The organism is Flavobacterium soyae (genome assembly GCF_021245985.1).
Classification (GTDB): Bacteria; Bacteroidota; Bacteroidia; order Flavobacteriales; family Flavobacteriaceae; genus Flavobacterium; species Flavobacterium soyae.
In genome coordinates, this window is sequence record NZ_JAJQXA010000030.1 from 1 (window position 1) to 14,241 (window position 14,241).

The following is a 14,241-nucleotide window of genomic DNA, read 5'->3' on the forward strand; positions in this document are numbered from 1 at the left end:
TTTGCGAGAATATGTTTCTTGAACTATTTAGGCGCCAATGGACTCTCATTCCTTTTCACTTAATTATTGCAAATTTAAACATAACGATCACTCATCGTAAATTAACTTGACAAACATAGGAGAGCGCTAAGATTTTTTGATCTGCGAGGTTTCATAAAACGCAAAGTTCGCAAAGCTATCTGTTGATAAAGCTTTGCGAACTTTGTACATTATAAATCCAGACTATAAGAAATCTAGCGTGCTTTGCGGTGAAATTTACTCGTCAAAATTGCAACTTGAAACCTGAAACTTGAAACAATCTTAACTAAACATTAAAATTATCAATCTCTTCCTGAACAACTTCCCAATCTATCAATAATTGTTCTAAATCCTGTTTCTTTTTGTTGTATGCTGTAAAAAACGATGCGTCTTCGATGTGTTTGTCGTAATTTGAAGCGAGCATTTTATCGTCGTGCTGAATGTCTTTTTCTAATTGCTGAATTTGACTTTCAATTTTACTCAATCGGTTTTGAAGTGCTTTTCCTTTTTTCTGGTCTTCGTATGATGCTTTGTTAGTTTCTTTTGGAGCGGCGGCTTTTGCAACATCTTTTTTCTCCACTTCACGCATGTTTTCCAGATTGCGCTGTTCTAAGAAAAAATTGATATCGCCCAAATATTCTTTGATTTTTTGATCTTTAAATTCGTAAACGATATTCGACATTCCCTGAAGGAAATCCCTGTCGTGAGAAACCAATAATAAAGTTCCGCCAAATTTTTGAAGTGCTGCTTTCAAAACATTCTTAGATTTGATGTCTAAATGATTCGTAGGCTCATCCATTAGCAAAACGTTAATTGGCTGTAACAACAATTTGCAAAGTGCCAAACGGTTACGTTCGCCTCCTGAAAGCACTTTTACTTTTTTCTCGACATCATCACCGCGGAATAAAAATGATCCCAACATATCTCGCACTTTCATACGATTGGTGTCTGTTGCGGCATCTTCCATAGTTTGAAGCAAAGTGATTTCGCCATCAAGATATTCGGCCTGATTCTGAGCAAAATATCCTAATTGTACATTGTGTCCTAATTTAATAGTTCCGTCGTATTCAAATTCGTTTACTAGTGCCTTAATGAAAGTAGATTTTCCCTGACCATTCTGACCGACAAAGGCAATTTTACTTCCTCTTTCTACAAGTAAACTTATATCTTTTAAAATCGTTTTGTCGCCGTATGCTTTTGTCACATTTTCAGCTTCAACTACTACTTTTCCTGGTTCTTTTGATACCGGAAAAGAAATATTCATTACAGAATTATCGTCTTCATCAACTTCAATTCTTTCTACTTTATCTAACTTTTTAATTAACGATTGCGCCATCGAAGCTTTTGATGCTTTGGCACGGAATTTCTCGATTAATTTTTCTGTTTCTTCTATTTTTTTTGCCTGATTCTTTTGAGTTGCTAATTGCTTTTCGCGAATTTCATGGCGAAGTTCTAAATATTGAGAATAAGGTTTATTAAAGTCGTATGCTTTTCCTAAAGAAATTTCGATTGTACGGTTTGTAACATTATCCAGGAACATTTTATCGTGCGAAACAATTACGACAACTCCTGGATAATTGCGAAGAAAACTTTCTAACCAAATGATACTTTCGATATCTAAGTGGTTCGTTGGCTCATCCAGAAGCAATACATCATTTGACTGTAATAATAATTTAGCTAATTCGATTCGCATTCTCCAACCTCCAGAAAATGTTTCGGTTTGATTATTAAAAACTTCTCTTTTAAAACCTAACCCTAAAAGAATTTTCTCTGTGTCTCCAACATAATTATAACCGCCAAGAAGATCAAAACGATGTGTATAATCAGATAAATCTTCAATAATCTGCCCATATTCCTCACTTTCATAATCGGTTCTGGTAACCAATTGATGATTGATTTCTTCAAGTTTTTTTTCTACAACTTTAATTTCGGTAAAAGCTTCATAAGCCTCTTCTAATACAGTTCTTCCACGTTCAAAATCAATATCCTGACGTAAAAATCCCATTTTGATATCTTTCTCCTGAGAAATAACTCCAGAATCCGGGGCAAAATCTCTTGCTAACATTTTAAGCATTGTCGATTTACCTGCTCCGTTTTTACCAACAAGACCTACACGGTCGCCGGCGCCTAAACGAAAAGTAACTTCTTCAAATAAATATGTTCCTCCAAAAGAAACCGAAAGATTGTGTATATTAAGCATTAAATTGTTGTTTAAAGTTTAAAGTTTCCTGTTTTGATACCTTAAACTGAGAATGAAAATTGTAAATTTGCGTTACCTAAATAAATGGTAATGTAAATTTTTTGCAAATGTTAAAAAAAGGATCCAAACTAAATAGTATTTTAACAGGAAGTTGTCCAAAATGCCAAAAAGAGAGCATGTATTCAGACAAAAATCCGCTTCATTTGACTAAAGTTCTAAAAATGAACGAAAATTGCAGTCATTGCGGTTTAAAATATCAAATTGAACCATCGTTTTTTTATGGTGCAATGTATGTGAGTTACGGATTAAATGTCGCTGTGGGAATTACTGCTTTTATTGTTTCATTTGTATTTTTTGGAGCAAGTATAGAGGAATCTTTTGTTTCAATAGTGATTACGCTGATTGTGTTGTTTCCTTTTGTATTACGTCTTTCCCGAAATCTATATATTAATATGTTTATTTCTTACGATCCTAAGGCCGGTCAGAAATAAGAGATTTTAAATATCGTTTATGGAATCGCTTGATATCTGCTTCGCGGTCTATAGGAGTTCCGTTTTCTATATAGTCAAATAATGTCTGTGCCATTGCCGGCCCAAGCATTACGCCACGTGTTCCTAATCCGTTTAGAACATGGAGCGATTTATGTATTTCATGGGTTCCAACCAGAGGTCTTCTATCAGCAACTGTAGGGCGGACTCCCCCAAAATGTTTGACAATTTCAAAATCGCAGGTTATAATCTCTTTTATGCGATCTAAAAGTTCTTGTTTTCCTTCTTCTGTAGGGGTATCTGTTTTGTCATGCCAATTGTAAGTTGCGCCTACTTTAAACAGATTATCGTCTAGTGGTAAAATAAAAACGCTCGTATTTACTATTACATCCAAATTTAGATTTGGTGCTTTTATGATAAACAGTTCTCCCTTTGTACCGTCTAAAGGTAAATAATTAAAAAAAGGATTTTTAAGAAGCCCAAAGCCTTCTGCAAAAATGATATGTTTTGCCTGAATATTTTTGTATTGAATTCCCAATTCTAAAAATTCAATATAACTGCTGTTAAAAGATTCTTCAAGAAATAAATTATTCGCAATCAAATATTCTTTGTAGGTATCTACCAATAAAGCTGTATTAACATAACCTGTATGCAGAACTTCTCCATAATCGTATGGTGAATCAATACTGTTGTATTTTCTCGTAATTAGTTTTGTAGATAAAAAAGGGGCTAAATTTATTTTATCTGAAGCTGCAAACCAATTGTTTTGCTCTTCAATAGAGAAAAATTTTCTTAAAACAGGCATTTTAAAATTAAATTTCTCTTTTAATTTCTCTTCAATTTGATTATAGAAATCATTCATCAAATCAAGCTGTTCCTTGGCTTTCCAAACTTCGCTAAAACGCTTTAAAATAACCGGATTATATAAACCGCCAGCAACCCGGGATGAGTTTTGAGATTTATTATCGATAACTAATATAGTTTTATTGTTTTTAAGGGCAACTTCTGCAAAAGAAATACCAGCCAGCCCAGATCCCACGATTAAATAATCAAGCATTGTAAATGTATAGATAAAATAAAAAAACTCTTACTGCAAAGGTAGTAAGAGTTTTTTTTATAATTTGATTTCGGTTGTTAGTAATTCCACATATCTTCTTCGAAGTTACGGATTTTCTCTTTTACTCTTTCAGATTCTAACAACTGATTTTGTGCATTATCTTTCATGTAATCCTTAATCTCTCGATCTCCATACATATTCTCTTCTTTGTAGATAATTGCATTAAAGCGTCTTGAATTCAAAATTTGGTCAAAAGAAATTGGAAGTGCAGAATTGCTGTCGTTAAACGCTTTTGCTTCATGAAGCACCGTTCGCGCATTAGGGAAGAAAACCCAGAATAGTTCAATATAATCCTTTTCATCACTATTCATCGTATAAACGTCTGGTGTTACAGGGCAAATTCCAAGTAAGCGGTATTTCAATTCACTTTGGCGTTTATCAAAATACCAATATCCTTTTACTTTATATTGCGAAACATCCGCTGCTGTAAGGTCTTGTTTTAAAATATATTCAGCCGGAACTGTTCTTGTTGGGCCAACAGTTTGGTCAACATAAGTAACAACTTTCTTTTTACCCGTACCAGTAACCACTTTTTTCTTCACAACACGCGTTCGATAATCATCAGGATATTGGTTGATAAGTTCTCTACCAGCATCTGTTGTATCAACACGAGTTAATGAACCCTCTATGTCTTTCATAGATTTTTTAGTATTGAAATAACTATCTGTATAAACTTCAGTTATTTTTCCTTGTCTGATTCCTTTCGTTAAAACATCATAAAGTGAACGTCTATCAGAACCAATATTAACAGTATCTACAGGAAAATACAAAGGAAAGTTGATTTTTTCATTTAAATCAATAATCTCCCAAGTAGTTTTTGCCATTAAAACATCACGATCATCTACATAACCATAAGCTAAAGGTTTATCATTATCTGAGATAAGCTGTGCAGCTGTTTTAAGCCCAATTTGGTCAGCTGTTTTAGCATTCAGTAAATTAGATTGAGCATTAGAAGTTATACCACCCGCGATAAAAACAATAACCATTAAAAAACTTTTCACTTTCATCATAATATTTTTTATAATAAACCTAAACGCAGTTTGCTGAATAATATTGTTATTTTTCTTACAATATTATCAATTTATAGAAATTGTAGTTACAAATTTAGAAATTAATTTCTACAAACCATCAGTTAACATGCTTAAAGTCAATTACAAAACACTATAAACGTGAGAATTACAAAATAAAATCGTAAATTACTTAATATCTTTCTCTATTGTTCAATTTTTTTGAAAAATCTGTAATTTATTAAAATTTCATATAAAATAGTATTTAAATACTGCCGGTATGTCCAAAAAAAAACTCTTACTACATTAGCAGTAAGAGTTTTTCTTATAATTTAATTTTAGAACTTAGTAGTTCCACATATCTTGTTCGAAATTACGAATCTTCTCTTTTACTCTTTCAGATTCTAATAACTGATTTTGTGCGTTATCTTTCATGTAATCTTTGATCTCACGATCTTGGTACAAGTTTTCTTCTTTATAGACAATCGCATTAAAACGTCTTGAATTTAAAATTTGATCAAATGAAATTGGAAGAGCTGAATTACTGTCATTGAAAGCTTTTGCTTCATGTAATACTTCACGAGAATTAGGGAAGAAAACCCAGAATAATTCGATATAATCCTTTTCATCACTATTCATTGTGTAAACGTCTGGAGTTACAGGACAAATCCCAAGTAAACGATATTTTAATTCGCTTTGACGTTTATCAAAATACCAGTATCCTTTAATTTTATACTGAGTAACATCTGCAGCAGTAAGATCTTGCTTTAAGATATATTCAGCAGGAACTGATCTAGTAGGCCCAACCGTTTCGTCTACATAAGTAACAACTTTCTTTTTACCAGTACCAGTAACAACTTTTTTCTTAACAACACGTGTTTTATAGTCATCCGGATATTGGTTGATAAGTTCTCTACCAGCATCTGTTGTGTCAATACGAGATAATGCACCTTCGATGTCTTTCATAGATTTTTTAGTATTGAAATAACTATCAGAATACACCTCAGTTATTTTGCCTTTTTTAACGGCTTTCGTCAGGACATCATACAATGAGCGTCTGTCAGAACCAATATTAGCAGTATCTACAGGAAAATATAAAGGAAAATTGATTTTCTCATTTAAGTCAATAATCTCCCAAGTTGTTTTACCCATCAAGATATCTCTATCATCTACATAACCGTAAGCTAAAGGCTTATCATTATCAGAGATAAGTTGCGCAGGAGTTTTAAGCCCAATTTGGGCAGGCGTTTTTGCATTTAGCAAATTTGATTGCGCATTAGAAGCAAAACCTCCAGCGATTAGAACAATAGCTATTAAAAAATTTCTTACTTTCATCGTGGTATTATTATAAGATATTGACTGAAAATTTCAGTACTTAATTATTGTATTTCATAAATTACCGGAGCAGTTCTTGGCAATAAATAACTACCAGCCCCAACAAGTTTAGTTTTAATTTCAGAAATAGTAACCTGATCTCCTTTACCTGCTCTTGAAAGTACTTGTTTACATTGTGCATTTAATCTGTTACCACTAACAACAACTGTAGGCTGTCCGGCAATTTTCATATTAAATCCAACAACATCTAAACCAACTTCAAAATCGAAATCAAGTAATTTAGCACCAATAGTAGCAATCTCTAAGTTAGATTTAGGGCCTTTAACAACTCCCATTTCTCCTCTGATTGTTCCTGTTGGTCCAGGAATACCTTTAATTCTGAATGATTTCTTATCAGTAACTTTATCTCCGTTTGGTAATGTTCCTGTTACAGAAATTGTAGCTTCTGTACCTGAACCCGGGTTCATGTTATATTTACCTGGTTTACCCGCTGAAGATAATCCTGGAGCACTCGCAACAATTTTGTTAGCATCAACTCCTGCAAATGATACAGAGATTGGGTTAACAACTCCTCTGTACACTACATTCATTTTATCAGCAGAAATTGTAGCTGAGTTTGGTCTTGGAACTACAACGTAAGTTCCTTTAAATTTAAGTGGAATATTTTTACCGTCTTCTAAGAATGTAAATTGACCATTAATATTTTGCTCACCTACACCTCCAGCAGTTAAAGAGATAACAGCTTGTCCGTTAACAATTTGTCCAGGACCTTGGAATGAAGTTGGTTTTGTGTTTTCGTCATAACGACCTAAAACTACTTTACCAGTAACTTTTTCTCCTTGGAAATAAGCATTTTTATCTAAAACAACAATTGCCTGATAGTTGCTATAAGAAGCAGCAGCAACCGCAGCTTTTCCTAAAGCACTGTTGTAAACATCAGTTTCTGCTTTTTTAACGTCATTCTGCCAAGCTGAAAGTTTAGCAGCTGATGCGATTGCAGGGAAACCTTTAAAGTGGTAAGCTAAGTATTTTTCTTTTATACCTTCTTTGTTTTTTACTTCAGAAACATCAAATTTCTTTTCAACTTCTGCAATAATGTTAGCATACTTTTTATCTGTTCCTAAAGCAGCTTTTAAGTCTGCTTTGTATTTTTGAATTTTAGCGATAATTTCGTTACCTTTTTTAGTGTAACCGTCTCCTGTAAACCAGTCGTCGATATTATCACCTCTATCCATAGCTTCGTATGGTAGTTTTCCAGTTTCTTTTTCAACCTCAAATCCTTTGATAGACTGAGCTTTTAAAGTACCTATATAATCGTAAAATTCTTTTGAGATTCCTTCAACTTTGTGAGCAGTTTCTGCTGCAGTAATGAACTCTCCTTTTGCTTCAGCAGCCTTTTGATCTAAAGATTGCAGTAAGCCTTCGTTTGTTGTAACTGAAGTAGTGTTTGCAGCTTCAAATTTTTCATTCATCAAACCAAAAGCAGAAATTACTTCTTTTGATACGTTCATTGCTAACATCGCGATGAAAACCAGGTACATCAGGTTAATCATCTTCTGTCTAGGGGTTAATTTTCCTCCTGCCATTTTTTTCTAATTAGTTCTTATTAATAATTTTAATATAATAGTTAAAAACTAATTATCCTTTGTTACTCATTGCAGAAAGCATACCACCATATACACTATTTAAAGAAGCAATGTTAGCAGTCATAGACGCCATTTGCTCTTTTAATTTAGATGCGTTATCAGCGATTTCTTTATTAGCTTCAGCATTTCTTGCAGCACTTTCTAATTGTACTTTATATAAACTGTTTAATGATTCCATTTGAGCAGCAGCAACTGATAATTCCTCAGAGTATTTCTTTTGTCCTGCAATAGAATCTACTGTTGGAGAAATTGCTTTAGCAGCTCCTTCGAAGTTTTTGATGCTGTTTCCTAAACTTGCCATTAACTCACCGTCAACTTTAGCTTCTTTTAACATTGCATCTAATTTTTGAGATAATAATCCCTGGGCATCAGTTGTTTCTTCTTTATCAGCTTTCTTTCTAGCTTGTCCGTTAGCTAATTCTGGGTAAACAAGAGTCCAATCTAATTCGTCTTCAACTGGTTCAAAAGCAGATAACGCAAAGATTAATGCCTCAGTCAATAAACCTACTGAAAGCATAACTGTTCCTGTTAATGGTCCAATTTCAAAGTGAGTAATTTTGAATAATGCTCCAACGATTACTACTGCCGCTCCCATACCATAAGCGAAATTCATTGCTTTTTTACTTAATAATGCCATAATAATTTTTTTTAGGTTTTAATTTTAAAATAGATTCGATTTGGTTATTGTATTGATTTAATTATAAATTACTATTTCTTTTTACCGGTTCCATTTCCAGTTACTTGAGTTCCCATGTAATCTTGTACAGTTCTGAAACCAATATAACTTCTTGCAGAATCAGCATATTCGTGGTCACGTGTACTTACTTGTAGGAAGTAAGCAACATCTTTCCAAGATCCTCCGCGAACCACTTTTCTTTGGTTGTTTCCATCAATTACGTTAGGGTTCATTGTAGAAACATACTCGTATGCATTTGGATTGTAAGCAGAATCTGTCCACTCTGAAACGTTTCCTGCCATGTTATATAATCCGTATCCGTTTTGCTCGTAAGATTTTGCTTCAACAGTATATAAAGCTTCATCGGCAGCATAATCTCCTCTGTTAGGCTTAAAGTTTGCCATGAAACATCCTCTGTCACTCTTAGTGTAAGGACCTCCCCAAGGATAAGTACCAGACTCAAGACCGCCTCTTGCTGCATACTCCCATTCTGCTTCTGTTGGAAGTCTGAATGCGTTAACCAGGTCACGTCCTTTTTTCTTAGATTTAATATAGCTGTTTTTGTTTAAAGTTCTCCATGCACAAAATGCTTTAGCTTGTTTCCAAGTTACACCTACTACTGGATAATCTCCATAGGCTTTATGCCAGAAATAATCATTATGCATTGGCTCATTATATGAATACGCGAAATCTTTAATCCAAACTGTAGTATCTGGATACACATTAACTTGTTCAGTTTTAACGAAATCTTTTCTTTTTCCAACTTTAGCTTTTGCAGCAGCCTGAATATCCATCCAAGAATAACGGAATTTCAATTTATTTACATCAATTGTTCTTAAACCATTGTATGATTCTTCAATTGGCAAATACATAGAGTCCATTACTTCAGCATAATATTCGTCTGGATAAGCTTTAGTATCTCTAATTAACTTAATTTTTTTGTTTAGTTTTCTACCAGCATACGGATCGTCTTTTGTACCTACACTATAGTAGTTATCATACATATACTTATCGTAAGCTGTCATTTTATCTGGTTCAGAATCATTAAATGCATAATCAGCGATACTTCCACCTTTAGCACCTTTACCACCAGTACTTTTTTGACCTGTTTCATCAGCCAAAATAGCAAGACGCACTCTCATTGTAGAATCTTTTACCCATTCTACGAATTGACGGTACTCACTGTTAGTAATCTCAGTCTCGTCCATGTAAAATGATCTAACTGTTACTGTTTTAGTTGGAGCATCTTCTACATTGGCTAAATCAGCATCTGATTTACCCATAATAAAAGATCCACCAGGAACTAATGTCATTCCATAAGGCTTCTCGGGATGCCATTTCCCTCCTGTAACACCAACTAATTCACCTTTGTCACCTGACTTACCACAGCCGATTACCAGTGTTAACATTGCTGCAAATGCAATAAACTTCTTCATATAAATTTGGGATTATCTATTCATTATTAAAAGTCCGTAAACGTATTTATTATTTATCTAAAAAACAATACTACTTGCGAAATTTATTTTACCGTTCAAAAATAATGTTAAATAAAATAAAAAAAAAATATTTCATCGATAAACTGATTAAAAAAATCGACGTAAAACGTTAAATTTTACAATATATAAACCTTATCTTACTAAATTTTTTAACATTTTTTTGAAAAACTTGAAAAAATTAAGATTTTCATTAAAATTTTCTTCTACAAAGCGTTTTTTCGTTGTGCTTTCCACCATCTTTCTGGCAATTCTTGATTACAAGCACTCAAATATTCTTCATAAGAACACGGTAATAACGTATTTCTTTTTAGTTTATTGCTGCCGTTTGTTTCAAATGGAATTTCGATCCACCAACGCTCTGTTTTATCACTTTTATAAAACACTAGTTCTTCCTCTTCTAAAGGAACAATATATTTTAAATAATTTGTTCTGCTTCCAAATGGGTATTCTTTTGAACGATAATGATATCCTTCAATAAAATACCATACTATCTGAGCCACAATAGGCGATTCCTGAACAGTACTATTGTGATTAAAGACTCCTAACGAAGATACTTTATCACTAATTCCCGCATATCTTGCCAAAGAACAAATCTCTTTTCCGTTGAAACCATTTGGTTCAAATGAAATTACATTACCTGAATCTGAAGACTTTACCGAATTTAAATCGATACTAACTAAATCAGCATCTCTAAAAACGGGTTCTGCCAACGCTATTTTGTTTGAGATTTCACCTAAACGGTAAGCATCAAAAAACAATTTTTCAATTAAATCAATTTCTTCCTGCGAATTATAGTACGTTTGATATCCTATATTACAGTAATTGAAAAGATTATTAGGCTCATCAATTATGATTTTTGTTAAGTACGAATTAGCCGAAACTGTTTCATCTTCTTTTCCAAAATCAAATCTGTTATCTACGGCAACCATATTTACCATTTGCTCTAAATCATCGTATGCGCGATATAAAGCGTATGTTAAATCCTGCGAACCTCCCAGGACTATAGGAATGACTTTATTTTTAATTAATGCCGATGTAACTTTTTTTACCGCAAAATAAGTATCCTCTACAGAATCTCCAGCAAGAATATCTCCTAAATCAGCAATTGAAGCATCCCAATTTCCGGGGAACATTCCATAAAGCTTTTTACGAACTGTAGTAAGATTAACTTCATTAACCATGTTAATATTGCGTCGGTCTTCTAAAACCCCAACAATTGCAATATTAATTTTACTAATATCCGGAAATTGATCCTGAGTATGCAGAACGATTTTACTTCCCAGTTCTTGTGAAGACAATGAACTAATGAATTTTAAAATTCCATCATTTAAAGGCTCTAGAAAATCAAATTCCATTCTTTATTTCTTTTTTGCTGCTGTTTTTTTTGCCGGTGCTTTTTTTGCTGCTGTTGTTTTCTTAGCGGCGGTTTTTTTCGCTGGTGCTTTTTTCTCGATCATTTCCTGAACTTCGGCCAATGTTAGCTTTGCTGCATCAACATCTTTGCTTAGCTCAATTTTGATTTTACCTTTTGTAATAACCGAGCGTCCCCAACGGGCTTTTTCAACCAAAATTCCTTCGTCTTCCCAATTGTGAAGAACTTTATCTATGTTTTTTTGTAATTTATCTTCAATTAACTCCTCAACATCAGCCTGTGATAAATTATCAAAATTGTATTTTTTACTCACATTTACAAAAAGACCATTCCATTTAATGAAAGGACCAAAACGTCCCACACCTTTTTGAACATCTTCTCCTTTGTAAACCGCAATTGGAGCATCTGCAAGAGCTTTTTCATCAATTAATTCCTGAGCTCTTTCTTTGGTGACACTCAAAGGATCTTCTCCTCGAGGTAATGAAATAAACACACTTCCATGACGAACATAAGGACCGTAACGACCATTGCTAACTTCTACTTCTTCTCCTTTATAATCTCCTAAAGTTTTAGGAAGTAAGAATAAATTCAAAGCTTCTTCAAGGGTGATATTTCCAATATTTTGATCTGCCATTAAACTGGCAAACTTTTTATCTTCGTCGTCTGCTTCTCCAATTTGAGCCATTGGCCCAAATTTTCCTAAACGTACAGAAACCTGTCTTCCGTCAGCATCTTTACCAAGAATTCTTTCACCACTTTCGCGTTCAGCATTTGCTTCAACTTCTTTTACATTCGGGTGAAATTTATTGTAAAAATCCTGCATCATGATTGCCCAGTCAATATTTCCTTCGGCAATTTCATCAAAATCCTGCTCTACTTTTGCAGTAAAATTATAATCTAGAATATTTCCGAAGTTCTTAACTAAGAAATCTGTTACGATAGTTCCAATATCTGTTGGAACTAATTTTCCTTTATCAGAACCTGTGTTTTCTTTTAAAACCTTCTCCCCTACTTTACTGTTTTGCAAAGTAAGCTGCGTATATTTACGTTCCTGACCTTCAAGTGTACCTTTTTCAACATAATTTCTGTTGATAATTGTAGAGATTGTTGGTGCATAAGTAGACGGACGTCCAATTCCAAGTTCTTCTAGTTTTTTTACTAAAGATGCCTCAGTATATCTTGAAGGCGGTCTTGAATATCGTTCTGTAGCTGTAATGTAATTATTAGCTAGTTTTTCGTTTACTTTTAATGCCGGAAGCATTCCTTCTTGTTCTTCTTCGTCATCATCGTGACCTTCAAGATATACTTTTAAGAAACCTTCAAAAAGTAAAACCTCTCCCGAAGCTGCAAAAATTTCGCTGTGATTATCAGCTTCAATTTTTACGTTTGTTCTTTCTAATTGTGCATCACTCATTTGCGAAGCCAATGTTCTTTTCCAGATCAAATCATACAAACGAGCCTGATCACGATCAATATTCACAGTATGACGTGACATATCAGTCGGACGAATTGCTTCGTGCGCTTCTTGCGCTCCTTTACTTTTCGTTGCAAAAGTTCTCGGTTTCGAAAACTCTTTTCCGTACGATTTTATGATTTCAGCTTCAGCGGCGTCCATTGCATCTTTTGAAAGATTCACCGAGTCAGTTCTCATATAAGTAATAAGCCCCGCTTCGTACAAACGCTGTGCTAACTGCATTGTGATTCCAACTGGCAAATACAATTTTCTTGCAGCTTCCTGTTGAAGTGTAGAAGTTGTAAAAGGTGCTGTTGGCGATTTTTTGGTAGGTTTAGTTTCTAAATCGGCTACCGTATATTTTGAACCGATGTTTTGATTTAAGAAATCTTCGGCTTCTTTTTTAGTATTGAAATTTTTGGGAAGTTTTGCTTTAAAAGCTTTCCCTGCCTCATTTACAAATTCGGCAACAATTGAATAGGTTGCAACAGCATTGAAACTTTGAATTTCACGTTCTCTCTCCACAATCAAACGAACAGAAACAGACTGTACACGACCAGCAGAAAGTCCGCCTTTGATTTTTCTCCATAAAACCGGAGACAATTCGTAACCTACTAAACGATCCAGAACACGACGTGCTTGTTGTGCGTTTACTAAATTATAATCAATTTCTCTTGGATTGTCGATTGCTTTAAGAATCGCAGATTTGGTAATTTCATGAAAAACAATTCGCTTTGTTTTTTTTGTATCCAGTTTCAGTTCTTCCGCCAAGTGCCATGAAATAGCTTCTCCTTCGCGGTCCTCATCACTTGCTAACCAAACCGTTTCGGCATTTTTAGATAGTGTCTTAAGTTTACTTACCAAGGCCTTTTTATCCGGAGAAACTTCATATTTAGGTTTAAAACCATTCTCTACATCTACCCCTATTTCCTTTGATGGTAAGTCTGCTATGTGACCATAACTTGACTCCACCTGAAAATCGTTCCCAAGAAATTTCTCGATCGTTTTCGCCTTTGCAGGTGATTCCACTATTACTAAATTCTTTGCCATTGCTCTTATTTTCTGCAACAAAAGTATTTATTTTTTTTAAATATTAACCTCGCGATTGAATTTTTGAGGTATTTTGATATTATGAAACTTAAAATTGCAGATTTATCTGTAATATTCTCGATAATATATATAGGTATAAGTTTTACAGGATTATGACCGTCAAATTCTTTTATTTTAGATTGTTGATTTTAGATTTTAGATTTCTCATCAATCTTAATTTATTTCTATTAATATAAAATCTAAGCGCTAAAACTAAAAATTTAACCGCAAAGATTCTGTGTTGATTTCCAAATTAAAATCTTAATTTTTATTAGTTTTGTTTTTTCAAGACAGTCTTTGAGCTAGTCTCTATAGCGTGTAAAGCCATTTGTGTTTTCACGCTA

General features: G+C 33.7%; 10 protein-coding genes. 1 reads left to right on the forward strand and 9 read right to left on the reverse strand.

What is annotated here, in order from left to right:
- Nucleotides 1-304: 304 nt before the first annotated feature.
- Nucleotides 305-2,218 carry an ABC-F family ATP-binding cassette domain-containing protein gene (locus LUU93_RS21325; RefSeq protein WP_232683192.1) on the reverse strand — a complete coding sequence of 638 codons (1,914 nt, stop codon included), beginning with the start codon at nt 2,216-2,218 and terminating at the stop codon, nt 305-307.
- Nucleotides 2,219-2,325: 107 nt separating this feature from the next.
- Between LUU93_RS21325 and LUU93_RS21330 the strand changes: the two genes are divergently transcribed.
- Nucleotides 2,326-2,709: a DUF983 domain-containing protein gene (locus LUU93_RS21330; RefSeq protein WP_232683193.1), complete on the forward strand. Its 384-nt coding sequence runs from the start codon at nt 2,326-2,328 to the stop codon at nt 2,707-2,709.
- Here LUU93_RS21330 and LUU93_RS21335 read toward each other — a convergent pair.
- The 8 genes from LUU93_RS21335 to topA form a co-directional block, all read right to left on the reverse strand.
- Complete coding sequence (locus LUU93_RS21335; RefSeq protein WP_232683194.1) at nt 2,690-3,763, reverse strand: NAD(P)/FAD-dependent oxidoreductase; 1,074 nt, start codon at nt 3,761-3,763, stop codon at nt 2,690-2,692. The genes LUU93_RS21330 and LUU93_RS21335 overlap by 20 nt on opposite strands.
- A 77-nt stretch (nt 3,764-3,840) precedes the next feature.
- Nucleotides 3,841-4,830: a type IX secretion system ring subunit PorN/GldN gene (gene porN, locus LUU93_RS21340; RefSeq protein ID WP_232683202.1), complete on the reverse strand. Its 990-nt coding sequence runs from the start codon at nt 4,828-4,830 to the stop codon at nt 3,841-3,843.
- A 345-nt stretch (nt 4,831-5,175) separates the two neighbouring features.
- Nucleotides 5,176-6,165: a type IX secretion system ring subunit PorN/GldN gene (porN, locus tag LUU93_RS21345; protein ID WP_232683195.1), complete on the reverse strand. Its 990-nt coding sequence runs from the start codon at nt 6,163-6,165 to the stop codon at nt 5,176-5,178.
- 44 nt (nt 6,166-6,209) lie between these two features.
- Nucleotides 6,210-7,751, reverse strand: coding sequence for a type IX secretion system motor protein PorM/GldM (gene porM, locus LUU93_RS21350; RefSeq protein ID WP_232683197.1), 1,542 nt, complete (start codon nt 7,749-7,751; stop codon nt 6,210-6,212).
- 52 nt (nt 7,752-7,803) lie between these two features.
- Nucleotides 7,804-8,448, reverse strand: coding sequence for a type IX secretion system motor protein PorL/GldL (gene porL, locus LUU93_RS21355; protein ID WP_232683198.1), 645 nt, complete (start codon nt 8,446-8,448; stop codon nt 7,804-7,806).
- A gap of 71 nt (nt 8,449-8,519) precedes the next feature.
- Nucleotides 8,520-9,923 carry a T9SS ring complex lipoprotein PorK/GldK gene (porK, locus tag LUU93_RS21360; protein ID WP_232683199.1) on the reverse strand — a complete coding sequence of 468 codons (1,404 nt, stop codon included), beginning with the start codon at nt 9,921-9,923 and terminating at the stop codon, nt 8,520-8,522.
- 263 nt (nt 9,924-10,186) lie between these two features.
- The gene (locus LUU93_RS21365) at nt 10,187-11,338 is read right to left on the reverse strand and encodes a formimidoylglutamase (RefSeq protein WP_232683200.1); all 1,152 of its coding nucleotides are present in this window, start codon (nt 11,336-11,338) and stop codon (nt 10,187-10,189) included.
- 3 nt (nt 11,339-11,341) lie between these two features.
- The gene (gene topA / locus LUU93_RS21370) at nt 11,342-13,858 is read right to left on the reverse strand and encodes a type I DNA topoisomerase (protein WP_232683201.1); all 2,517 of its coding nucleotides are present in this window, start codon (nt 13,856-13,858) and stop codon (nt 11,342-11,344) included.
- Nucleotides 13,859-14,241 lie beyond the last annotated feature (383 nt).